Origin of the sequence: Corynebacterium gottingense, from assembly GCF_003693265.1 — a bacterium.
In the GTDB taxonomy this organism is placed as follows: domain Bacteria; phylum Actinomycetota; class Actinomycetes; order Mycobacteriales; family Mycobacteriaceae; genus Corynebacterium; species Corynebacterium gottingense.
Genome location: NZ_RDRE01000010.1, coordinates 1 through 23,919, shown reverse-complemented (window position 1 = coordinate 23,919; position 23,919 = coordinate 1). Strand labels below are relative to the sequence as shown.

Here is a 23,919-nt window from a genome sequence, read left to right as displayed (position 1 = left end):
AACATCCGTGACACAGCAGGATGACGCCGAGCGCACCGCTGGCTTACGCCGGCGCATCGTCACCCCGGCGCCGCCCGCCCCGGTGCCGCAACCACCGGCCAAGGTTCAGGGCCCGGAAGAGGACCCGAACCAGCCCGACAAATCGATGCTGACCACCAGCCCCAAGGGCGAAAGCAGCGAGTCCGACGCCGCGCAGTCCGCGGCGCCCGGAGGCAACGCCAAAGACAGCAAAGAGAGCAAGGACGCAGCCTCCACGGACACGATCCACGTCGTCGACATCGACGACGAGGACCTGGACGCACCCGCCGGGGCAGCGGGGGCCGGGGCAGGCGCCGCAGCGGCGACCGCAACACTCGAGGCCCCAACCAAAACCGACAAGGACAGCGGCACCAGCGCCGCGGACACCGGCGACGGCGAGGAGGGCACCAGCAACACCTCGGTCGTGCGCGCCACCGGCTCCATGGCGGTGGCCACCCTCATCTCCCGCGTCACCGGCTTCATCCGCACCGTGCTCATCGGCGCGGCGCTCGGCCCCGCGGTCGCCTCCGCCTTCAACACGGCCAACACCCTGCCCAACATCATCACCGAGATCGTGCTGGGCTCCGTCCTCACCGCCCTGGTGGTGCCGGTGCTGGTGCGCGCCGAAAAGGAAGACGAGGACCACGGCGCCCGCTTCATCCGGCAGTTGTTCACCCTCACCGTCACGCTCATGACGGTGGTCACCGTGCTCGCCGTCGCGTGCGCGCCGCTACTGACGCGGCTCTTCCTGGATGACGAGGGCAAGGTCAACGTGGTCCAGGCGACCTCGTTCGCCTTCCTGGTGCTGCCGCAGATCTTCTTCTACGGGCTCTTCTCACTGTTCATGGCGATCCTGAACACGAAGGAGCACTTCCGGCCCGGTGCGTGGGCGCCGGTGGCAAACAACGTGGTCTCCATCGCGGTGCTCCTGCTCTATATGTTGCTGCCGGGGAGTTTGAATCCGGCGGCGCCGGCGTCGATAAGCAATCCGCACGTCGCGCTGCTGGGCCTGGGCACGACGCTCGGCGTGGTGGTGCAGTGCCTCATCATGATGCCCGCGCTGCGGAAGCTGCGGATTGACCTGCGGCCGCTGTGGGGCATCGACGATCGCCTCAAGCAGTTCGGCGGCATGGCGCTGGCCATCATCACGTACGTGGCGATCAGCCAGGCGGGCTACATCGTGACCACGCGCATCGCCTCGACCGCGAGCGAGGCCGCGCCGATCATCTACCAGCAGCACTGGATGCTGCTGCAGGTGCCCTACGGCATCATCGGCGTCACGCTGCTCACCGCGATCATGCCGCGCCTGTCGCGCAACGCCGCCGACGGCGACGACGAGGCCGTCGTGCGCGACCTCACCCTGGGCACCAAGCTAACCTTCATCGCGCTGATCCCCATCATCGTCTTCATGACGGCGCTGGGCCCGGACATCGGCCACGCCCTATTCGCCTACGGCAACTTCGACGGCGACACCGCCCGCACCCTCGGCCTGACGATTAGCTTCTCCGCGTTCACGCTCATCCCGTACGCGCTCGTCATGCTGCACCTGCGCGTGTTCTACGCGCGCGAGGAAGCGTGGACGCCCACCATGATCATCGCCGGCATTACCGCCACGAAGATCGTGCTGAGCTACCTCGCGCCCATGGTGGCGGACTCCACCCAGTCAGTCGTGGTGCTGCTCGGCGCGGCCAACGGCTTCGGCTTCATCGCCGGCGCGCTCATCGGCGCGTTCCTGCTGCGCCGCAAGCTCGGCACGCTCGAGGCCGCGACGGTCATGCGCACCTCGCTGTGGGCCGCCGGCGCAGGCCTGATCGGCATCGCCGTCACGTTCCTCATCCGCTGGCTGGTCCGCGACGTCGCCGGCATCAACGTCGCGCGCGCGCTGGGCTCGCTGATCGGCCTGCCCTCGCTGGGCTTCCTCATCGAGGTGGCTATCCTGGGCATCCTCTTCCTCATCGTCACCGGCCTGGTGCTCTCGCGCTCGAAGCTGCCCGAGGTGCAAAACCTGGGCCGCGCGCTCACCCGCATCCCGGGCCTGGGCCGCTTCATCCGGCCGGACGACACCGCCGCCATCGAGGTCGGCGAGGTGGACCCGCGCGACGTGTCCACCCAGTTCCTCGTTGCCGACACCTTCAACGCCAGCCCGGTCCCGCCGCCGATGTCCGCCGGCGTGGTCCGCGGCCCGCGCCTCGTCCCGGGCGCGAACGTGTCCGACGGCCGCTTCCGCCTCATCCGCGACCACGGCGCCACCACCGGCGCCCGCTTCTGGCAGGCGCGCGAACTGTCCACCGGCGCACCCGTGGCGCTCACCTTCGTGGACACCACCGGCGCCGCACCGATGGCGCCGGTCACCCCGCGCGAGGCCGCCCTGCAGGCCGCCGGCGTTGCCCGCCGCACCCGCAAGCTCGCGCGCCTGGGCCACCCCGCGATCGCCGACAACATTGAGATCCTGTCCTACCGCTCCGGCGCCCTCATCGTGGCGGACTGGATCGAGGGCTCCTCGGTGAAGGCGGTCGCGGAGAGCGGCCAGACACTGCACACCGAGGCCGTGGCCAACGCGCTGGCGCCGCTCGCCGGGGCGCTGGCCACCGCCCACGAGCAGGGCATCCCGCTCGGCCTGGACAACCGCCAGCGGCTGCGCGTGGACACCGACGGCCACGTCCGCCTCGCGTTCCCCGCCGTCCTGCCGGATGCGTCCGGCCCCGCCGATGCCGAGGCTTTCGCGTCCGCGCTCCAGCTGCTCACCACCAACGTCAACTCCGACGCGCTTGCCGGCATCACGCAGCGCACCAGGGCGCTTGTCGACGCCGACGCGATCGAAAACAGCGACTTCCACGACCTCGAGGACGCGCTGCGCCGCGAGGCGAACCTGCCGGCGCCGGGAGAGAAGCCCACCTCCGCCAACCGGGGCGGCTCGACCGTCGTCGCCACCGCCGCGGCGTCCGCCAACGAGGCGTCCGAAGAGACTGCCACCGAGGACGAGCTTGTCGAGCCGATCGCAGAGACCACCCACGACCCGGACGAGGTCCCCGGCGGCTTCGGTTCGCGCCGCTACGGCACGATCACGGTCACGCTGCTGACGGCCATCGCGGTCGGCGCCGTGGTCCTCATCGCGATCCTCACCACTTCGCTGGTCGGGCTGTTCTCCGGCAACGACATCAACTCTCCGGTCACGCAAGACTCGGTGGAGCAGGGCGCGGAAAACCTGGAGCGGGAAGCGCAGGAGGCCACAGAGTCCGCAGGGCTGCCCGTGATCATCGGGCCGCTCGAGGCCACGGCGATCGGCGCGGCGCAGGACGCAGCGCAAGGCACCGACCTCTCGCCGGTGGTCGACGGCGACCGCGCGACCAGCGCGACCGTCACCCGCGGCGAGGGCGTCAAGCTCGCCCCGCCGGAGTCCGCCGGCGCCGTCAACGTGGAGCAGATGCTCATTGACACCACCTCCGACGGCGGCCCCTACGAGATCTACGGCGTGCCCGCGGACTTTCCCGCAGAGCAGGAGGGCGCGCTGGACGTGCAGTCGCTGCCCAAGCTCGCGGAGGGCAAGTTCCACCCGGGCCAGAACAGCGTCGACGTCACCGACGACGTGAAGCTGCGCGGCGTCATCCTCCAGCTGCCGGCGTTTGAGAAGTCGAACAGTGTGGAGGTCAAAGAGGTTTCGGTGATTGGCTACACGGAGCTGCGGTGACGTGGCGTCGATAAGCGTTGAGCCCAAGCGCTGAATATTATTGCCCGGTCCCTCCCCGCAACGGGGGCGGATCGGGCATAATTGTGCGCGGGAACACATCATTCGGGGGAATTTTGGGGGAAACATGTCATATCGGACTGACCACGAGCTCGTCCGCGCGCACGCAACCGGCGACCCGGCTGCGTTTACGGATATTGTGCGCAAGCACGGCCCGCAGCTCTACCGCGTGGCGCGCACGCACACGCACAATGACCAGGACGCGCAGGACATCGTGCAGGAGGCGCTGTTGAAGGCCTACCGCAACCTGCACCGCTACCGCGGCGAATCCAAGCTGGGGACGTGGCTGCACCGTATGACGGTCAACGCCGCCATCGACCACCTTCGCCGCACGTCGCGCAAGGACTTCGAAGTGAGCATTGACAACGAGGAGGCCGTCGACCGGGACCGCAACGCCAGCCTCGCCCACGACCCGTTGCGCGCGCTCGATTCCTACATGACCGTGCGCAACGCTGTCGCCGCGCTGCCTCGCGCGCAGCGAGGGGCCCTCTTGCTTATCGACGTCCACGGGCTCTCCGTCGAACACGCCGCCAAGGAACTGGGCGTCAAGCCCGGAACGGTGAAGTCCCGCCGCTCCCGCGCACGGTCCGCAGTGGCGAACCAACTCCTGGCGCGCGGCTAACGTAGCGCTGAACTGCGGGAATCTCCCGCGGGCGTGGCGCGTTGAGTGGACAAGTAGACTGTTGCGAGATTACGGCTACAACCACAATCGCGATGATGAGGCGGAGGACGCATGACAAAGCCAGATTTCAACCTGCTTTCTATGAACGTGCTGGGCGATACGCCCGCCGAGAAGAAGGGCGAGCCGGAGGCCGCACCGGCGAAGGGCAGCGGCGATGAGAAGGTGCACGACGTGATCATCGTCGGCTCCGGCCCGTCCGGCTACACCGCCGCCCTCTACGCGGCCCGCGCGGAGCTTAACCCGCTGGTGTTTGAGGGCTACGAATTCGGCGGCGAGCTCATGAACACCACCGAGGTCGAAAACTTCCCCGGTTTTGAGGACGGCATCATGGGCCCCGAGCTCATGTCCAGCATGCGCGCCCAGGCCGAGAAGTTCGGCGCGGAGCTGCGCCCCGAGCTGGTCGAGCGCGTCGACTTCTCCGGCGACGTGAAGAAGGTCTACGTCGACGGCGAGGAGTTCAAGGCCCGCGCAATCATCCTCGCTACCGGCGCCGCACCGCGCCACCTGGGCATCCCGGGCGAGGAGGAGCTCACCGGCCGCGGCGTGTCCACCTGCGCGACCTGCGACGGCTTCTTCTTTAAGGACCACCACATCGCCGTGGTCGGCGGCGGCGATTCCGCGATGGAGGAGGCCACCTTCCTCACCACCTTCGGCTCCAAGGTGTCCATCATCCACCGCTCGGAGAACTTCCGCGCCTCCCAGATCATGCTGGACCGCGCCCGCGACAACGAGAAGATCGAGTTCATCACCAACACCGTCGTCGACGAGGTGCAGGAGGCAGACGGCAAGGTCAGCGGCCTGAAGGTCCGCAATACCCAGACCGGCGAGGAGTCCGTCCTGGACGCCACCGCGCTCTTCGTGGCAATCGGCCACGACCCGCGCTCCGCCTTCCTGGAGGGCCAGGTCGCTACTGACGAGGGCGGCTACATCCAGGTGGAGGACCCGACGACCAAAACCAGCGTCCCGGGCGTCTTCGCCGCGGGCGACGTGGTCGACCACATCTACCGCCAGGCCATCACCGCCGCCGGGTCCGGCTGCCGTGCCGCGATCGACGCGCAGCACTACCTCAATACGCTGTAGGCCGTGGCGCGTGGGCGTCGTGAAGCGAGGCCCAGCAAGCTGTAATGGTTCTGTTACTTCGCTGGGCGGGCGCGCGAGCCGGGGATTTAGCGGGCGCGACTAGACTAGGGGAGCCGGAACCGAGAACACGTGAAGGAGTTGCACCGTGAGCGCACCAGTGGACGTCACCCAGGACACCTTTAAGTCCGAGGTCATCGAGTCGGAGCTGCCCGTCCTCGTGGACTTTTCTGCCGAGTGGTGCCAGCCCTGCCAGCGGCTCGCCCCGGTGCTGGACGAGATCGCCGCCGAGTACGACGGCAAGCTCAAGGTGGTCAAGATCGACGCGGACACCGAGCGCACCCTGACCGCCATGTTCCAGGTGTTCAGCATCCCCACCGTCTTGCTGTACAAGGACGGTGAAAAGGTCGACGAGTTCACCAACTACCGGCCCAAACAGGAGATCCTTTCCCGCATCGAGCCGCTGCTCTAGCTGGGTCCGCGGCGTGCCGACGTGCTGCTTCGCGCGCGGCCGCCTCACCCACGTAGGATGTAATAGGTATACGTGTCAACCGCTTCGTCAGAAAGGCTCCCAGTGCGTGCAACTCTCCGCGTCGGCGACTCCAGTGCCCGGGTTGCTGAGGTTCGCTCAACACTCGCGCGTTTAGGGTTGCTCAGCGGCTACGAGGGCTCCATCGATGAGTGGAACTCCCGCCAGTTTTCGCAGGAAGAGATGCTTTTCGACGCCACGCTGGCCGACACCATCAAAGCCTTCCAGCAGTCGCGCGGCATCATGCCCACCGGCGACATCGATGACCTCACGCTCCGCGAGCTCCGCCAGGCGTCGTACAAACTGGGCAACCGCGTCCTGAGCTACCAACCGAGCCAGGAGCTCGTGGGCGACGACGTCGCGCAGTTGCAGACCCAACTCCACGAGCTGGGCTTTTACGCGCACCGCATCGACGGCCGCTTCGGCCGCCGCACCCACGAAGCGGTGATGACCTACCAGCTCAACTCCGGCCTCGAGGACGACGGGCTCTGCGGCCCCGACACCCTCCACGCGCTCAGCCTGCTGGGCCGGCGCATCACCGGCGGCTCCGCCAACGCCATCCGCGAGCGCGAGCACGTCCGCCAGGCCGGCCCGCACCTGACCGGCAAGCGCGTGGTCATCGACCCCGCCCTCGGCGGCGCCGACACAGGCGTGACCGTCCAGGGCCCGTACGGCCCCATCACCGAAGAAGAGATCGTGTGGGACCTGGCGCAGCGCGTCGAGGGCCGCATGATTGCCGCGGGCGTGGAGACCATCATCTCCCGCACCCGCGGCGACAACCCGTCCGCAAAGGCGCGCGCCGACCTGGCCAACGGGTTCAAGGCCGACCTGGTGATCTCGCTGCAGCTAGACCACTACCCGAACGAGAAGGCCAACGGCGTGGCCACCTTCTACTTCGGGTCCGAGATCGGCAGCTCCTCCATGACTGGCGAGACGCTCTCCGGCTACATCCAGCGCGAGATCGCAGCCCGCACCAACCTGCGAAACTGCCACAACCACGCCCGCACCTGGGAAATGCTGCGCATGACGCGCATGCCGTCGGTGGAAGTGGTGGCCGGCTACCTGAGCAACCCGGGCGACCTTGCCGTGCTCACGGATCCCGCGCAGCGCGACGCGATCGCGGAGTCCATCGTCGTGGCCGTCAAGCGCCTCTACCTGCTGGAATCCGACAACCAGCCGACGGGCAGCTACTCGTTCCAGGACCTGCTGCGCGAAGAGCGCGCGTAGGTTCCTACCGGGGAAAATAACGGGGGAAGGTTTCGGGGTTCCGCGCCTGGGCTACTTTGCGTAGTACCTGGTGGTCCGGGTCGAGCCGATCTTGCGGATCAGGGAGGCGTCGACAAGCTTGCGCAACGCGCGGTACGCCTGCTGCTGGCTCAAGCCGGTGATGGCGGCGACGTCGCCGCTGGCCAGGCCCGCGCGGCCCGCGCGCTGCACCGCGCCCAGCGCCATCGCGTCATTGCCCTTCACCGCGACCGGGGCGCTTGAGTGCTGCGTCACCGTCACCGTCACGCCCTGCCCGTGGGTGCCCGCGAAGCTGACCGGGTCCAGCTCTGCGGCGGACAGCGTCCGCGCGACCTCCGGGTACCCCGTTCCGGCGCCGCGTGTGAGCCCGGTCAGCGAAACCGCGGTGCTCAGGTGCAGCGAGCGCGGCGCGTAGACGGGCCGACCCTCCGCGAGCGCCTCCGCGTCCACTCCGCGCGGCAGGCCGCCGGGGCTTGAGATGCTGGTGAAGTCTTCCTCCAGCGCCACGTAGACGGGCGCGGGCAGCGAGTAGTCGCGGTGGACGAGCGCGTTAATCACCAGCGGAAACGCGGGGCCGAGCGCGGCGCGGTGCTCGGTGAGCGCACTGAGCATCGTGGCCAAGGGGGCCACGCTTCGCGACGTCCGGTGCGAGACCCGACGGTCCGAGAACACCATTTGGTGGTACGGCAGGTGCGTACGGATCGCCTCCGTGCGGCCGAAGAGCGCGATGGCGCCGAGCGTCAGCGGGTGCTCCGCGTCGGTGCGGAACCCGAGCGCGCGGACGAGCGCTTCGTCGGAGCGCTGCGCGGCAAGCGCGTCGCCGCCGTGGCTCGCCGCCAGTTCGCGGAAGCTCGCAATCGCCTCCGGGTCGATGTCGTCCGGGGCGGCACCGCGGGCGGGGGAGAGCGCCCAGTCGACCCCGTTTGCATCGCGGTAACGCGTGAACAGATATGTCGGGTCCATGCCGACCGCCTCTGCCACGCCCCGCTCGTTGAGGCGCCGCGTGCGGTAGGTGCCCCACGCGGTTGCGACGGGGCTCGGGTGCGCGTCGGTCCGCACCGCAATCACCTCGGCGCCGCCTATCCGCGCGGCGCTTACGTCAACCTCCAGCGGCGGGTTGGTGTAGCGGCGCACCGCCATGGCCAGCTGCGCGGGGTCGGTTCGATCACCGTGGAAGGGATAGCAGCCACTGATTGAACCGTCCGAATCCACGCCGATGAAAAGGGTGCCGCCCTCGGCGTTGGCCATGGACGCCATCGTTTCAATCACGCGGCGCTCGTTGATGAAAGCGGCAGATTTACGACGCGCAAACGCCCTGGTCATTCCCTGTCCCAGGGCGATTTGATCAGCCATTTCCTCAGCGCGCATGCCGATAGCTTACATCATTGGTATTCGCCAGTTCGATTCGTCCGGCACCGTATGATTGAATGATGGAATGTGGGCACACTGGTGGGCGGAATCGGTGAGGTGATGGAATCAGACGGCCGGCGCTTCTGCTAGCAGGTCGGCGATTTCTTGGTCCGCCATGAGGTCGAATACAGGCGGAAGCGAGAGCCGGAGGCGGGGCAGCAACGGGTGGTCGTCTACGATGCGGAAGCCGGCGGACTCGAGGATGGGGACCTCTGTCAGACCGATTGCGGCGGCGTGGCGGGCGATGGGGCTGTGGGCCTGCGCGGTGGCGTCGTCAAGCGTTGAGTTCCGCGCGGAGGGCTCGTGGAGGCCGAAGACCTCGAGGGCCTGTGCGCCCGCGCTCGTGGCGGCGGCGATGGTGGCGTCGAGGAGTACCGATTCGTAACCGCGGCGCTGGGCTCGGGCGTCGATGTGCAGGCTCGTGATGACCCATGCGTCTTGGCTAATGGGTGCGGTGGGGAAGCGGGAGGCGCCCGGGGCGAATTCCGGCGGGCAGAAGAGGATGGTGGCCAGCGCGCCCTCGTCCGCGCTCACCTCCGCGATGGAGTGGCCGATGGGGTACTGCTCGTAGCAGCGCGCGATGAGCCAGGCCTCTTTGTCCAGCTCAGAGCGCTGGACGGCGAACTCGGTGTCGGCGTGGCGCGTGGATGACCTCGGCGGGTCGAGCTCCCAGAAGACGGTGTCGGCGGCGCGCCGGTGGATGCGGGCGAGTGTGCCGGCGTGCACCGGCACGAGCTGCGCGCGTGGTTGCGTTGGCACCCGTCCCCCTGACGTTCCGCCGGTCCGGTCAGTCCTGCTCGCCCTGGATCAGGCCCATGATGCGGTCAAAATCGTCCTTGTCGCCGAACTCGACGACGATCTTGCCCTTGCGCTTACCCATGGTCACGGAGACCTTGGTGTCCCAGGCGTCTGCGAGGGAGTTCGCGGCGTTGGTGAGGAACTCCGGCTGCGGCTGGGGCTCGCGTTTCTTCTTCTCGGGCAGGGCGCCGTTGTTGTTCAGCAGCGTGACGGCCTCCTCGGTGGCGCGCACGCTCAGGCCCTCGGCGACGATGCGGTTGGCCAGCTCGTTCTGCGCGGTGGAGGTCTGCTCGTCGCTGTCCAGCTTCACGCCCAGGAGGGCGCGGGCGTGGCCGGCGGAGAGGACGTTCGCGGCGACGCGGCGCTGCACGTCCACCGGGAGGCGCAGCAGGCGGATGGCGTTGGTGATCACCGGGCGGGAGCGGCCCAGCTTGTCCGCCAGCTGCTCCTGGGTAACGCCGAACTCCTTGAGCAGCTGCTCGTAGGCGGCGGCCTCTTCCAGCGGGTTGAGCTGGACGCGGTGGATGTTCTCCAGGAGTGCGTCGCGGAGCATGTCCTCGTCGGAGGTCTCGCGCACGATCGCCGGGATGTGCTTGAGGCCGGCCTTGGAGGCGGCGCGCCAGCGGCGCTCGCCCATGATCAGCTCGAAGCCGTCCTGGGTGTCGCGGACGACGATCGGCTGCAGCAGGCCGAACTCGCGGATGGAGTGCACCAGCTCGGCCAGCTCGTCCTCGTCGAAGACCTGGCGGGGCTGCTTCGGGTTGGGGATGATCTGCCCCAGCGGTACTTCCTGGTAGCGGGCGCCCACGGGCACCGGCTGCATGACGTTGTCCTTCGCGGCGGAGACGGTCGGGGCGCCGGCGATCGGCCCTCGCGGCGAGCCGCCCACGGTGGGGGCGCCCTTGACCTTCTTGCGCTGCTTGTCCTTCTTGCCCTTCTTGCCTGAGTTCTCGGCCTTGCCGGAATTCGCAGCGCCGTCGGCGCCTGCATTGTGGCCCGCTCCGGTGCTGCCGTTGTTGGTCTCCTTCCCGGGCTTCGGCGCCTGCGCGCGCTGCGCGGCCTTGCCATCGCCGAAGATGATGTCGGAGGCTCCATTGCCAATCGCGCCCGTCTTCCCGGTCGTATCCGTCGTCGACGGCGCGGACGGGATCAGTGCGGCCAGGCCTCGCCCGAGTCCGCCTTTGCGTTGCTGTGCCATGTGTTACTCCTCGCCCTCAGTGCCTTCAGTACCTGCTGATCCCTCAGCATCTTCCCCCGCGTCCCCGTCGCTATCCAGCTCCGCGAACACTTCGGGGCTCACGCCGATCGGCCCGGTCGTCTCGTGCGGCTGGTAGTCGCCGCGGTTGGCCAGCTCCCGCGCCGCGTCGAAGTACGCGAGCGCCCCGCGAGAGCCGGGATCATAATCAATCACGGTCTGCCCGTAACCGGGGGCCTCGGACACCTTGACCGAGCGCGGGATGACGTTGTTCAGCACCACCTGGCCGAACTGGTCGCGCACCTCGGCGGCCACGTCGGCGGCCAGGCGCGTGCGCGCGTCGTACATGGTGAGCAGGATCGCGGAGATGTGCAGGTTGTGGTTCAGGTGCTCGCGGATCATGCCGATGTTGCCCAGCAGCTGGCCCACGCCCTCGAGCGCGTAGTACTCGCACTGGATGGGGATAAGCACCTCGTCCACCGCGGTCATTGCGTTGATGGTGAGCAGGCCGAGGGACGGCGGGCAGTCGATGAACACGTAGTCAAAGCCGTGCTCGTCGAGGAACCCGCGCCGGATAGCGTCGTGAAGCCGGTACTCGCGTCGCACCATGGAGACCAGCTCGATCTCGGCTCCCGCCAGGTCGATGGTGGCGGGGATGCAGAAGATGTTGGGATTCTCCGCGTGCGCCTGCACGGCGTCGTCGGCCTCGGCCTCGCCGATGAGCACCTCGTAGCTGGACACGGTCCCGGAGGTGTGCTCGGCGCCGAGCGCCGTTGACGCGTTACCCTGCGGGTCCAGGTCGATCACCAGCACCTTCAGGCCCTGTTTGCTCAGCGACGCCGCCATGTTCACCGCCGTCGTCGTCTTGCCCACGCCGCCCTTCTGGTTGGCAATGGTGAGCACGCGCGGCTGCTCCGGCTTAGGCAGCTTCGCGCGCCCAGACGTCATCTGGGTGGCCCGGTGCGCCGCGGCCATGATCGGGGTGTCGTCGAAATTCTGCTCGTCCATATTCGCTCCCCCTTACTTTCGCACGATTGTAATCAGGGTGGTCGGCTGCTCCAGCAGGCCCTCGCCGACCTGGAAGATGGTGGCTTCTCCGCCGCCCGCCTTCCGGATCTCCGCGGCGTCTCGCTCGAGCTCTTCGCTTACCGACGCCCCCTTCATCGCCACCATGACGCCCCCGTGCTTGGCCAACGGCAAGGACCATCCGGCGAGCTTGCCCAGCGGCGCCACCGCCCGCGAGGTGACGGCGTCGAACTGGCCGCGCTGCTGCTCCTCGGCGCGGCCCCGGATCACCGTGACGTTGTCCAGCCCCAGCTGCTCGGTCACCTCGCCGAGGTAGGTGGAGCGCTTCAGCAGCGGCTCGATGAGCGTCACGTCCAGGTCCGGCCGCGCGATGGCCAGCGGGATGCCCGGCAGGCCCGCGCCCGAGCCGATGTCCGCGATGCGGGCGCCCTCCGCGAACGCCTCGGCGGCGACGGCGCAGTTGAGGATGTGGCGGCCCCAGAGCCGGTCCACCTCCTTCGGCCCGATGAAGCCGCGCTGCGCGGCCACGGTGGCCAGCGACTCGCGGTACTGCTCCGCGAGCCCCAGGCGGTCGCCGAAGACGGTGCGCGCGATAGCGGGGGTCTGTTCCGACACGGCTGTGCGCTCCTTTACACAAAGGGGAATTGTTTGCACTCCGACTCTAGTAAACGCGCCCAACATTGGGGCAATTGTGCGCGCCCACCACCGCCAACCCCATTCGCCGCCTGGAATCGGGCACGAAAAAACCCGCCGCCAACTGGCGACGGGTTTGAGCGAGCAACCCTTACTTGCCCTGCTTGCGCTGCTTCTTGGTGCGCTTGTCCACCTTGCGGGCGCCGACGGCCGGGGCGGAGGCGCGCTTGGCCTCGCGCTTGGCGGCCTCTTCCTCTTCTTCTTCCTTGTCCATCTTCGCGTACACGACACGGGTTTGGAAGAAGGTCCAGATGTTGTTAGACAGCGAGTAGAACAGGAGGCCGACGTGCCAGACAAAACCGGTGAACAGGATCATGGCCGGCAGGAACCAGAGCATCATCTTGTTCATCATCTGCATCTGCTGGTCCATCATCTGCGCGTTCTCGCCCTGAGGTTTGTTCACCTTGCCGGCCGCGCGGCGGGCCTGCTGGCGCTGGATGGACATGCGCGCGTTCAGGTGGGTGAACAGCGCGGACAGGATGACCATCGGCAGGCAGACCGCGATGATCTTGGTCCGGGTGAGGTCCTCCACACCGGTGAACGCGGCGAACGCGTCTTCTGGCATGGACATGTACGCCGACAGCGGGACGCCGAAGATGTTGGCGTCCAGGAAGGAGCGGACGTCCTCGGGCGAGAAGGCGTAGTTGGCAATGTTGCGGTTCTCTTCAACCGACAGGCCGAGCGCACCCGGGCCGTTGCCGGTGCGGTTGAACGAGCGCAGCACGTGGAACAGGCCGATGAACACCGGCATCTGCACGAGCGGGACCAGGCAGGAGGCGAGCGGGTTGGTGCCCATCTCCTTGTACAGCTTCTGGGTCTCCTCGGCCATCTTCTGCTGGTCGTTCTTGTACTTCGCGCGGATTTCCTGCATCCGCGGCTGCATCTCCTGCATGCGGCGCATGGAGCGCATCTGGTTGACCATCGGCTTGATCAGCAGCGCACGGATGGACACCGTCAGCATGATGATGGACAGCGCCCAGGCCATGCCTGAATCTGGCGAGAGAATTGCGCCGAAGAGTTTGTGGTACGCCCACAGCACCCATGAAATCGGCCAATAAATGAAGTTCAGCACTTTTGGCAGTTACTCCTCATCGGTTTGTCGTATGTCCGTTGCCTGCACGCTGGAGCTTTGGGCGCTTGTCGACGCCCCCGCCCCCGCCGGAATACTCCCCGGCACAGGGTCGTAGCCACCTGGGTGCCACGGCCCGCACTTACACACGCGGGCGGCCGCGAGCGCGGTGCCTTTCACGGCACCGTGTCGCGCGACCGCCTCGAGTGCGTACGCACTGCAAACGGGCAAAAATCGGCAGGTCCCACCCAGCTTAAGGGGTGACACGTACTTTTGGTAGAGGCGCACCAGCTTCACCAGCGCGGCCGCCGCCGGCCCGGGAGGGCTGGGGATCCGGCCGCCGGCGAAGTTGTAGTACGCCATCAGCGGGTTGTCCGCTCTTGTGGTGGTTTGGCGATTTTGGCGCGCGCCTTACGGACCGCGCGCTCGAGGTCTCCGGCCATCTCGGCGCTCGACGCCGTGGCCGACACAGGAAGCGCTCGGATAACCACGTCGAATTCGCGCGGCAGCGCCTCCGCCTGCGTGCGCGCGACGGCCCGGAGTTTGCGGGACACCGCGTGCCTGGTCACCGCGTTCCCCACCTGTTTAGACACCACGAGCCCGAACCGAGGTCCGCCGCGCACGGCGGTGTCGGTTCGGACTCTCAGGTGCACCACCAGTGTGCGGGAGCCGCCCCGTGTCCCCTTGCGCATCGTGCGACGAAAGTCGCTGGATGACGCAAGCTTCAGCGGGCGCGGCAGCACGGTGGTAAACCCTGAATTGGTGCAGCTACGGCGCGACTACGCGGTCAGCTTTGCGCGGCCCTTCTTGCGGCGCGCGGAAACGATGGCGCGGCCGGCGCGGGTGCGCATGCGGGCGCGGAAGCCGTGCTTGCGCGAGCGACGACGGTTGTTGGGCTGGTAAGTCCGCTTGGACACGGTGGACTCCTTGTATGCGTCACGGCGACCAGCGGTCGGGGGCACTACGCGACACGGATGTTCTGTGCAGAGCATCCGTGAGCAGTGCTCCCGTCCTCCCGGGGCAGTGGCCGCCTCCGGTAGAAAAATGTTGTTGAGATCGCGCTTCACCGCGTACTGGGTGAAGGCCGCATGCGCTACCTGCGCTGACTCGCCCTTGCGGGGGCCCGGTTCTCGGCGCGGGTAGTGCTCTCAAGCGCGCGAGTGCAAGGCGTTGCGCGGGGCAACGGCCAGTGCGACTAGCGCGACAGACTCCACTAGGGTACGTGATTTTTCCTCCGGGCGACAAATCGACACTCCGACAGGATTCGCGGGGACGAACGGGGGCACCCGAAATTACATGACTGTGTTTTTTCGCAGGTAGTCGGCCCAATCGGCCCGGCAACGTGGGGCTCAACGGGCGGGGAGGGGAGCGGGTCGCTGACACGTGTTCGATCCGTTTTCGAATTCCACAGGTTCTCCGGCGCGACACCGTTAGACACGCTGAGGTGACAGCGGGTAACAATGTCTTATCACCACAATTTCACAAGCATTCAGTGCACAAGCCTGTGGATAACTGTGAAGTATGAGTTGAGGCTTCTCCGGGGGACCCGCCATCACCCCAGCTCAACCACAACTTTAGGGTTAAGAAATGTTATCCACAGTTTGCGCACACACCTGTGGATAGAACCCGACGGTGGCGCTATCCACACCTGTGGATAAAGTTGTGGAACAACAGGTGAGGGCACATCCCGGCCCCCGCCAGCCTGTGGAGGCACCGCCGGATTCGGTGGATTCCGCGGTGGGTTTTGTAATTTCACAATGTTGCAGAGTTGCAGAGTTGCATAAGCCGCGCCGCGCATTCCTCCTGCGCCCCGCAGGACCAATCCAGCAGTACCAATACAGACCCCAAGAACCCCATAGCCCCATGTCGAGGAAAGAACAGGAGTAACCGTGGCCGAGCAACAGATCGAATCGCTCTGGCGTGACACCGTCACCCAGCTGCTGCAGCTCTCAGAGCGACCCGATTCTTCGGTCCCGCAGCTCAATTTCAAAGAGCGCTCCTACCTGCAGCTGGTCACCCCGGTCATGCTGGTCAACGGCTACGCGGTCCTCTCCGTCCCCCACCACGCGGCGAAGACGGTGATTGAGGATTCGCTGGCACCGCACATCACCAACCTGCTCGCCGCCCAGCTCGGCGGGCCGTGCATCCTCGCGGTGTCCGTCGCACCGGCGGCGGAGAGCACGCCGCCTCCTGCCGCTGAGCCGCCCGCCGCGCCGCAGCCCTCACAACCTACTGAGCCGGAAGTGCCGGGGCCGGTGGCGTCGACAAGCATGCCCCCGCAGCGCGAATACGCACCCTCCGTGCCCGAAGAATTTGCGCAGGATGCGGGACCCGGCGAGCAGATCCCGATGGGGCTCGACGAGCTCGCACAGATGCACGCGCAGCAGCAAAAACAGCGGCAGGGCCACCCGACCGTGCCGCGGCGCATCCCGCGCGAGGAGCCGGCGCACGACCCGGACCGGGCGGCGAACCTGAACCCGAAGTACACGTTTGAAAACTTCGTCACCGGCTCGTCCAACCGCTTCGCGGCGGGCGCGGCGCTCGCGGTCGCTGAGGCACCGGCCCGCGCCTACAACCCCCTGTTCATCTGGGGCGGATCCGGCCTGGGCAAGACGCACCTGCTGCACGCGGCGGGGAATTACGCGCAGGTGCTGCAGCCGGGGCTGCGGATCAAGTACGTGTCCTCGGAGGAGTTCACCAACGACTACATCAACTCCGTGCGCGATGACCGGCAGGAATCGTTCAAGCGCCGCTACCGCAACCTGGACATCCTCATGGTGGATGACATCCAGTTCCTGCAGGGTAAAGAAGGTACGCAGGAAGAGTTCTTCCACACCTTCAACGCGCTGCACCAGGCGAATAAGCAGATCATCCTGTCCTCGGACCGCCCGCCGAAGCAGCTCACCACCCTGGAGGACCGTCTGCGCACCCGCTTCGAGGGAGGGCTGATTACCGACGTCCAGCCGCCGGACCTGGAGACCCGCATCGCCATCCTGATGAAGAAGGCGGCTGCCGACGGCACCGAGGTCGAGCACTCCGTCCTCGAGCTGATCGCGTCGCAGTTTCAGTCCTCCATCCGCGAGCTGGAGGGCGCGCTCATCCGCGTGTCCGCGTACTCGTCGCTGTCCAACAAGCCGGTTGACCTGCAGGCCGCGCACCACGCGCTGCGCGACATCCTGCCGGACGAGGCCGACGTGAACATCACCGCGGACGCCATCAAGCAGGCGGCCGCGGAGTACTTCAAACTCTCGTTGGAGCAGCTCACCGGTGCCGGAAAGGCCCGGCAGGTGGCGCACGCGCGCCAGATCGCCATGTACCTCTGCCGCGAGCTCACCGAGCTCTCGCTGCCCAAGATCGGCGACGAGTTTGGCGGCAAGGACCACACCACCGTCATGTACGCGGACCGGAAGATCCGCAAGGAAATGACGGAGAAGCGTGGCACCTACGACGAGATCCAGGAGCTCACGCAGATGATCAAGAACAAGGCGCGCATGGGCTAGGCCGTGGGGCCGGCGCTTTTCCGCCCCACAAGATCACAAACACCCCAGAAGTCACTCTCTTACCACTCTCCACAGACTTCTCCACACCTGTGTAATTACGCCGTTGTGATTTGGCGATCTTGCTCACACGGCGCGCGAATCAGGCCCCCAGATCCGCTCTGTGGATAACCGTGCAAATCTTGTGAAAGCCCAGTGGACAACGTCCGACCTGCTGTGGAACAAAATCGGGCCCGAAAAGTTATCCACAACCGCGCGGAGATATCCACAGAAACTCCACACCCCGAATCACAGCCCTGTTTCGCGCCACCACCACGCAAAAACCCATGGATTCCACAGATTGCACAGCACCTACTGCAGTTACCAACTCTTTTACTTGTAATTCCTTCTACAGAAAGAGAGGTTGTGCATGACCCGCTCGACGACCGCTCGGATACCCCGATTCTTGGAATTACAAAACCTCCTTTCGCCCCGGGGCGATATGGCGAAGCCCCGGCGCCCCGCCTAGAGTGAGAACGTAATTACAGATCCTGGTTACCGCGGGTAGCCGCGCAACGGTTTCAACATCACGACTACAAGCAAGGGAGCCTTACGCCGTTATGGTCGAGAGCATCGGTGAGAACACCCTGTCATTCCGCGTCCACAAAGATGACCTCTCTGACGCCGTGGCGTGGGTGGCTCGCGCCTTGCCCACCAAGAGCACGCAGCCGATCCTGCGCGCAATTGTGATCACCGCGGACGATGAGGGCCTGGAGCTCGCGGGTTTTGACTACGAGGTGTCCACCCGCGTCCGACTCGGCGCCGAGGTTGACCAGCCGGGCAGGGTCGCGGTGGCCGGCAAGCTGCTCTCGGACATCGTGGCCAACATGCCCCACCAACCGGTTGAGGTCACCACGGACAACAACACCATGAAGCTGGTGGGCGGCAAGGCCCGCTTCGAGCTTCCGCTGATGCCACTGGATGATTACCCGCAGGTGCCCAGCCTGCCGGAGACCACCGGCACGATCGCCCCGGCGTCGCTGACCCGCGCGGTCTCCCAGGTCGCCTCCGCCGCCGGCCGCGACGACACGCTGCCCATGCTCACCGGTATCCACGTGGAGATCCGCGGCGCAAAGATGCGCCTGACCGCAACGGACCGCTTCCGCCTTGCCATCCGCAGTCTGGAGTGGGAGCCGCAGAGCCCGGACGTGGAGGCGAAGCTCCTGGTCCCGGCCAAGACCCTCCTGGACAATGCCCGCACGCTGGACACCCAGCTGGAGGACCCGGTGGAGATCGCGGTCGGTGCGCAGGACAACGTCGGCGCCGAGGGCCTGTTCGGCATGCACGTGGGCAACCGCGAAACCACCACCCGCATGCTCGACGCGGACTTCCCCAACGTGGAGCCGCTGCTGCCCAAGGCGCACACCTCCATGGCCACGGTCGAGGTCGCCCCGCTGCTCGAGTCCATCCGCCGCGTCTCCCTCGTGGCCGACCGCAACGCGCAGATCCGCCTGCACTTCCGCGAGGGCGAGGTGAGTCTGTTCGCCTCCGGTGTCGACTCGGGCGAGGCGAGCGAATCCCTGCCGGCCGCGTTCACCGGCGCGGACGAGCTGCTCATCGCCTTCAACGCCGGGTACCTGCGCGACGGCCTGTCCGTCATCGGCACCGACCGCGTCGTTTTCGGCTTCACCGAGGCCTCGCGCCCCGCCATCATGATCCCGGAGCCGGAGGACCTGCCCGAGGCCAACGAGGACGGCACGTTCCCCACCCCGGAGACCCACTTCACCTACCTGCTGATGCCAGTGCGCCTGCCGGGCTAATCGACGCCTACTCGTCCGGCCCCCAACGCGCCCCCTAAGCCGACCATGCTGACTCAGAGAAGAAACGTTGTACGTTAGCGAACTTGACCTGCGCGATTTCCGCTCGTGGCCCTCGCTCCACCTGGAGCTGGAGCCCGGGGTCACCGTGTTCGCCGGACGCAACGGGCATGGCAAGACCAACATCGTCGAGGCCGTCTACTACACGTCTGTCCTGTCCAGCCACCGCGTGAGCACGGACGGCCCGCTAGTCCGCGGCGGTGCGAGCAGCGCGCGTATCTCCGCCACCACGGTCAACGAGGGCCGGGCGCTCACCACGCACCTGCTGCTCAAGGCCTCGGGTGCCAACCAGGCGCAGATCAACCGCACCAGGCTCAAGTCGCCGCGCGAGCTGGCCGGCGTCCTGCGCACGGTGATGTTTTCCCCGGAGGACCTGCGCTTGGTTAACGGCGAGCCCGCCGAGCGCCGGCGCTTCCTTGATGCGCTGGCCGCGCTCCGGGTCCGCCGCCTCGGCGGGGTGAAGGCGGACTATGACAAGGTGCTGCGCCAGCGCAACGCCCTGCTCAAGCGGTCCAACATGGTGCTGCGCCGCGGCTACGAGGACCCGCAGGGCGCGAGCGCGCTGAGCACGCTTGACGTGTGGGATGGGCAGTTGGCGTCGTTAGGCGCGCAGCTCACGGCGGGGCGGATGCGCCTGGTGGGCGAGCTCGCGCCGCACGTTACGGAGTCCTACCACTCGGTGGCTCCGGAGTCGCGGCCGGCGCACATCAGGTACAGCTCCACCCTGGACGCGGCGGTCCGGTCGCTCAACGATGGCCCCTCGGAGGACCCCGCAATCTTGGAGGCCGCGATGCTCAGCGAGCTGGGCCGCCGCCGCAGCGAGGAGCTCGACCGCGGGACCACGCTGGTGGGCCCGCACCGCGACGACCTGGTCCTCAGCCTGGGCGAGCAGCCGGCGAAGGGGTACGCCTCGCACGGCGAGACCTGGTCGTACGCGCTCGCGCTGCACCTGGCGGAGTACCGGCTGCTCGCGGCGGACGGCGCGGACCCCGTCCTCATCTTGGACGACGTATTCGCGGAGTTGGACGCGAAGCGTCGGCAGCGGCTCGTGCGGGTCGCGGAGGACGCGGAGCAGGTGCTCATTACGGCGGCGGTGGGTGACGATCTGCCCGGCAACTTGGACGACGCGGTTTCCGCGCGCTACGCGGTGACGATGGAGGAGGGGGAGTCGCACATTGAGCGATCTGGTCAGTGACACCTTCAACCAGCTGCGCGAGACGGTGCGCCGCAGCGGTCGCCGCCTGCCCAACCTTCGGAAACAGGGCGCGAACGTGACGCCGCGCCGCAGCGTGGGCAAGCGCGCGCTCACGGCGGGGACGACGGGCGCGCCCGGGGAGGGCGAGGAGGTGGCCGTGCCCGGACTCCACTTTGAGGAGCAGGCCCGCAGGCCGTGGGTGCGCCGCGGCAGGCCCACGGGCAAGGATGGGCGGGCGTTGCCGCGAGGGTATGAGGTGGCGTCGTTTAGCGCTCTGCTCGGCAAAGAGGTGCGGCAGCGCGATTGGACCGAAAATATTGCGTACGGCTGGGTGATGGGCAATTGGGAGGGCCTGGTCGGCGCGAAGATTGCGCAGCACACAAAGGTGGAGATGATCAAAAATGGGGAGGTCCACATTACTTGCGACTCAACGGCCTGGGCCTCCAACCTCAAGTACATGCAGTCCACGATTCTGCGCGCGATCTCGGAGAAGCTCGGCCCCGACGTCATCACCAAGCTGCACATCTTCGGCCCCAAAACCAAGAGCTGGCGCTACGGCCCGCTGCACGTCAAGGGCCGCGGCCCGCGCGATACGTACGGGTAGGGGCTTTTGCTTAGCGACGCCACCGCCCACCCCAAAATCCGCGCGAGAAACGCCCTGTCGCTGCTTCACCTGGTGCCGTAAATGGTCCCCACTACGTGTAAGATAGAGCGGGTTAAACAGGCTTTAGGCACATATTGCCCACTCACGCATATAGAGGAGAGTCCAAGCAGTGGCTGAGCAACAACCTCATTACGACGCGTCATCAATTACCATCCTCGAAGGCCTCGAGGCTGTCCGCAAGCGCCCCGGCATGTACATCGGTTCCACCGGCACGCGCGGCCTGCACCACCTGGTGTGGGAGGTCGTGGACAACTCGGTCGACGAGGCAATGGCGGGCTACGCCGACCGCGTCGATGTGACCCTGTTGAAGGACGGCGGTGTCGAGGTCGTTGATAACGGCCGCGGTATCCCAGTGGAGATGCACCCGTCCGGCGCCCCGACCGTCGAGGTCGTCATGACCCAGCTGCACGCCGGCGGCAAGTTCGACTCCGAGTCCTACGCGGTCTCCGGCGGCCTCCACGGCGTGGGCATTTCCGTGGTCAACGCGCTGTCCACCCGCGTTGAGGCAGACATTAAGCGCGACGGCAAGCACTGGTACCAGCGCTTTAGCAACGCCATCCCGGACGAGCTGGAGGAGGGCGGCAACGCCCGCGGCACCGGCACCGCGATCCGCTTCTGGCCGGACGCGGAAATCTTCGAGACGGTCGAGTTTGATTACGACACAATCTCCCGCCGCCTGCAGGAGATGGCCTTCCTGAACAAGGGCCTGACCATCACGCTCAAGGACGAGCGCGTCTCCGACGAGGAGCTCGAGCTCGAGGCCATCGCCGAGGAGGGCGAGACCGCCGCGCTGGTGGAAGAGGACTCGTTTGATGACGAAACCGTGGTCGAGTCCGACGCCGAAAAGGGCGAGGCCGGCGAGGCCGTCGCCCCGAACGTGAAGAAGAAGCGTGAGAAGAAGGTCACCTTCCACTACCCGAACGGCCTGATCGACTACGTGGAGTACCTGAACAAGGGCAAGACCACGATCCACCCGACGGTGATCGGCTTTGACCAGAAGGGCGACGACCACGAGGCCGAGGTGGCGCTGCAGTGGAACAACTCCTACAAGCAATCCGTCCACACCTTTGCCAACACGATTAATACCCACGAGGGCGGCACCCACGAAGAGGGCTTCCGCGCCGCGCTGACTAGCTTGATGAACCGCTACGCGCGCGAACACAAGCTGCTCAAGGATAAGGAGCCGAACCTGACCGGCGACGACTGCCGCGAAGGTATCTCCGCCGTCATCTCTGTCCGCGTAGGCGACCCCCAGTTTGAGGGCCAGACCAAGACGAAGCTGGGCAACACCGAGATCAAGGGCTTCGTGCAGCGCGCGGTGAATGAGAACCTGTCGGACTGGTTCGACGCCAACCCGGCCGAGGCGAAGGCGATTATTAATAAGGCCGTGTCGTCCTCGCACGCCCGCCAGGCGGCCCGCAAGGCCCGCGACCTGGTGCGCCGCAAGTCCGCGTCCGACCTGGGCGGCCTGCCCGGCAAACTGGCGGATTGCCGATCGAAGGACCCGGTGAAATCCGAGCTGTTCATCGTGGAGGGCGACTCCGCAGGCGGCTCCGCCAAGGGCGGCCGCGACTCCATGCACCAGGCGATCCTGCCGCTGCGCGGCAAGATCCTTAACGTGGAGAAGGCGCGCATGGACCGCGTGCTCAAGAACGCCGAGGTCCAGGCCATCATCACGGCGCTGGGCACCGGTATCCACGACGAGTTTGACATCAATAAGCTGCGCTACCACAAGATCGTGCTCATGGCGGATGCGGATGTGGACGGCCAGCACATCGCAACGCTGCTGCTCACCCTGCTGTTCCGCTTCATGCCGGACCTCGTGCAGAACGGCCACGTCTTCCTGGCGAACCCGCCGCTGTACAAGCTGAAGTGGGCAAAGGGCGCGCCCGGATACGCGTTTACCGACGCCGACCGCGACCGCCAGCTCGCCGAGGGTCTCGAGGCCAACCGCAAGATCAATACGGACGACGGCATCCAGCGCTACAAGGGCCTCGGCGAGATGAACGCCAAGGAGCTGTGGGAAACCACGCTCGACCCGGAGACGCGCATCCTCCGCCGCGTGGACCTGGAGGACGCGCAGCGCGCCGACGAGCTGTTCAGCATCCTCATGGGCGACGACGTCGCCGCCCGCCGCAGCTTCATCACCCGCAAGGCGAAGGACGTCCGCTTCCTGGACGTATAGGCAACTTCAGGCTTCAGCGGCCGGTAGCCAGCGTGGTTACCGGCCGCTTTGCTGTGTAGTGGTGTGGTGTTGGCGCGTTACTTCGCGTGGCGCTCGATGATCTCGCCGAGACCCGGCAGCGCGGGCGCGACGATCTTCGACGCCTTGCTGCGCAGCGACGTGTAGACCTTCTTCACCGCGCCCGGCAGGGAGTCCACGGAGGCGTCGGCAGTCTTGACGATGTCATCCACGACCTCGTCCTGGTGCGCGGCAAGGTAGCCGCCGAACCCGTTTGCGCTGCCCTCGCCCTGGTAGTTAGCCCAGTAGGGTTCGACGCGCTCAACCAGCATCGGCAGCACCTTATTGATGCCCTTGGACACCGCGTTGGCGTCCGCCTTCTTCCCCGCGGCGAGCGCCGACTTCAGCGCCATGCCAGTCAGGCCGGACTGGTTGGACACGGTGGTTTCCGTGAGCTCGGCGAGGTCCTTCGTCACGGCGGGACGGGTGGTTTCTTCCAGCAGCTTCTGCAAATCAGACATGCGGGACATCTTACCGGCGAAAAGAAAGCCCGTCCGAAGACGGGCCGGGCGGCATCCGGGAACGGCACGCCCGGCCCCAGATGACGAGATCACCTTGGCGAAGACGCGAGTCGACGGGACCGCGGACAAATAGTTGGAGTGTCCCCGGGGGCGGAGAGGGTTTCTGATGTCCGCGCATTTTCCCCGTGAGATCCGGGAGCAAGCAGTTGATAAGTTTCTTGAAGGCATGCCGTACAAGCGCATCGGCGATTGGCTGGAAGAAAGCTATGGCCAACGCCCTTCTCGGTCAACGGTCGGGTTATGGGTCAGGCAAAGGCGCCACGGTCGCCCTCTTAACCCGCAGCCGGGTATGCATGCCCCGGAAACAGTCGCTGATGCGGTTGCACGTCGTGTGACCTCAACACAGTCGTTTGCAATTATCGGCGACCAAGTTGGCGTCGCCAGTGGGTCAGTGCGGAAATGGACTTCGCGGTACTGGCCCGACGCGCAAGAGGCTGCCGCTGCCGCGTCGCTGCCG

21 protein-coding genes are annotated in these 23,919 nt (G+C 66.7%); 11 read left to right on the top strand and 10 right to left on the bottom strand.

What is annotated here, in order from left to right:
- Positions 1-7: 7 nt before the first annotated feature.
- The 5 genes from EAW56_RS07535 (at position 8) to EAW56_RS07515 (ending at position 7,278) form a co-directional block, all read left to right on the top strand.
- Positions 8-3,706: a murein biosynthesis integral membrane protein MurJ gene (locus EAW56_RS07535; RefSeq protein ID WP_122085948.1), complete on the top strand. Its 3,699-nt coding sequence runs from the start codon at positions 8-10 to the stop codon at positions 3,704-3,706.
- Positions 3,707-3,830: 124 nt separating this feature from the next.
- Positions 3,831-4,385 (top strand): RNA polymerase sigma factor, encoded by a 555-nt coding sequence (locus EAW56_RS07530; RefSeq protein ID WP_122085947.1) that lies wholly within the window; start codon positions 3,831-3,833, stop codon positions 4,383-4,385.
- A gap of 111 nt (positions 4,386-4,496) precedes the next feature.
- Positions 4,497-5,525: a thioredoxin-disulfide reductase gene (gene trxB / locus EAW56_RS07525; RefSeq protein ID WP_095535541.1), complete on the top strand. Its 1,029-nt coding sequence runs from the start codon at positions 4,497-4,499 to the stop codon at positions 5,523-5,525.
- A 145-nt stretch (positions 5,526-5,670) separates the two neighbouring features.
- Complete coding sequence (gene trxA / locus EAW56_RS07520; protein WP_095535540.1) at positions 5,671-5,994, top strand: thioredoxin; 324 nt, start codon at positions 5,671-5,673, stop codon at positions 5,992-5,994.
- A gap of 102 nt (positions 5,995-6,096) precedes the next feature.
- Positions 6,097-7,278, top strand: coding sequence for an N-acetylmuramoyl-L-alanine amidase (locus tag EAW56_RS07515; RefSeq protein WP_095278654.1), 1,182 nt, complete (start codon positions 6,097-6,099; stop codon positions 7,276-7,278).
- 51 nt (positions 7,279-7,329) lie between these two features.
- On the opposite strand, the gene EAW56_RS07510 is transcribed toward EAW56_RS07515, so the two are convergent.
- From EAW56_RS07510 to rpmH, 9 genes are all read right to left on the bottom strand, one after another.
- Positions 7,330-8,649, bottom strand: a complete 1,320-nt coding sequence (locus EAW56_RS07510) for an RNA-binding domain-containing protein (RefSeq protein ID WP_244213383.1) — start codon at positions 8,647-8,649, stop codon at positions 7,330-7,332.
- Positions 8,650-8,772: 123 nt separating this feature from the next.
- On the bottom strand, positions 8,773-9,465 hold the full coding sequence (locus EAW56_RS07505; RefSeq protein WP_167457411.1) for a hypothetical protein: 693 nt from the start codon (positions 9,463-9,465) through the stop codon (positions 8,773-8,775).
- Positions 9,466-9,493: 28 nt separating this feature from the next.
- Positions 9,494-10,702: a ParB/RepB/Spo0J family partition protein gene (locus EAW56_RS07500; RefSeq protein ID WP_122085944.1), complete on the bottom strand. Its 1,209-nt coding sequence runs from the start codon at positions 10,700-10,702 to the stop codon at positions 9,494-9,496.
- Between the two features lie 3 nt (positions 10,703-10,705).
- Entirely contained in the window at positions 10,706-11,707 is a 1,002-nt protein-coding gene (locus EAW56_RS07495) for a ParA family protein (RefSeq protein WP_122085942.1), read from the bottom strand.
- 12 nt (positions 11,708-11,719) lie between these two features.
- Entirely contained in the window at positions 11,720-12,340 is a 621-nt protein-coding gene (rsmG, locus tag EAW56_RS07490; protein ID WP_244213382.1) for a 16S rRNA (guanine(527)-N(7))-methyltransferase RsmG, read from the bottom strand.
- A gap of 169 nt (positions 12,341-12,509) precedes the next feature.
- Complete coding sequence (gene yidC / locus EAW56_RS07485; protein WP_122085938.1) at positions 12,510-13,490, bottom strand: membrane protein insertase YidC; 981 nt, start codon at positions 13,488-13,490, stop codon at positions 12,510-12,512.
- A 9-nt stretch (positions 13,491-13,499) separates the two neighbouring features.
- The gene (yidD, locus tag EAW56_RS07480) at positions 13,500-13,850 is read right to left on the bottom strand and encodes a membrane protein insertion efficiency factor YidD (protein ID WP_165765442.1); all 351 of its coding nucleotides are present in this window, start codon (positions 13,848-13,850) and stop codon (positions 13,500-13,502) included.
- Complete coding sequence (gene rnpA / locus EAW56_RS07475; RefSeq protein WP_122085936.1) at positions 13,850-14,230, bottom strand: ribonuclease P protein component; 381 nt, start codon at positions 14,228-14,230, stop codon at positions 13,850-13,852. The genes yidD and rnpA overlap by 1 nt, the downstream gene beginning before the upstream one ends.
- A gap of 36 nt (positions 14,231-14,266) precedes the next feature.
- The gene (rpmH, locus tag EAW56_RS07470) at positions 14,267-14,404 is read right to left on the bottom strand and encodes a 50S ribosomal protein L34 (RefSeq protein WP_095278661.1); all 138 of its coding nucleotides are present in this window, start codon (positions 14,402-14,404) and stop codon (positions 14,267-14,269) included.
- 972 nt (positions 14,405-15,376) lie between these two features.
- Between rpmH and dnaA the strand changes: the two genes are divergently transcribed.
- The 5 genes from dnaA to gyrB all read left to right on the top strand — a co-directional run bounded on the left by dnaA (position 15,377) and on the right by gyrB (position 22,884).
- The gene (gene dnaA / locus EAW56_RS07465) at positions 15,377-16,987 is read left to right on the top strand and encodes a chromosomal replication initiator protein DnaA (RefSeq protein WP_095535532.1); all 1,611 of its coding nucleotides are present in this window, start codon (positions 15,377-15,379) and stop codon (positions 16,985-16,987) included.
- 596 nt (positions 16,988-17,583) lie between these two features.
- Complete coding sequence (dnaN, locus tag EAW56_RS07460; RefSeq protein ID WP_095278663.1) at positions 17,584-18,783, top strand: DNA polymerase III subunit beta; 1,200 nt, start codon at positions 17,584-17,586, stop codon at positions 18,781-18,783.
- Positions 18,784-18,850: 67 nt separating this feature from the next.
- Positions 18,851-20,035: a DNA replication/repair protein RecF gene (gene recF, locus EAW56_RS07455; protein WP_122085935.1), complete on the top strand. Its 1,185-nt coding sequence runs from the start codon at positions 18,851-18,853 to the stop codon at positions 20,033-20,035.
- On the top strand, positions 20,016-20,639 hold the full coding sequence (locus EAW56_RS13165) for a DciA family protein (protein ID WP_095548039.1): 624 nt from the start codon (positions 20,016-20,018) through the stop codon (positions 20,637-20,639). Before recF ends, EAW56_RS13165 begins: the two co-directional genes overlap by 20 nt.
- A gap of 169 nt (positions 20,640-20,808) precedes the next feature.
- Entirely contained in the window at positions 20,809-22,884 is a 2,076-nt protein-coding gene (gene gyrB / locus EAW56_RS07445) for a DNA topoisomerase (ATP-hydrolyzing) subunit B (RefSeq protein WP_122085933.1), read from the top strand.
- A 77-nt stretch (positions 22,885-22,961) separates the two neighbouring features.
- On the opposite strand, the gene EAW56_RS07440 is transcribed toward gyrB, so the two are convergent.
- Positions 22,962-23,402 (bottom strand): DUF6918 family protein, encoded by a 441-nt coding sequence (locus EAW56_RS07440; RefSeq protein ID WP_095545560.1) that lies wholly within the window; start codon positions 23,400-23,402, stop codon positions 22,962-22,964.
- Positions 23,403-23,568: 166 nt separating this feature from the next.
- Here EAW56_RS07440 and EAW56_RS12865 point away from each other — a divergent pair.
- Positions 23,569-23,919, top strand: a 351-nt coding sequence (locus EAW56_RS12865) for a hypothetical protein (protein ID WP_208636498.1), incomplete at its 3' end; no start/stop codon positions are given.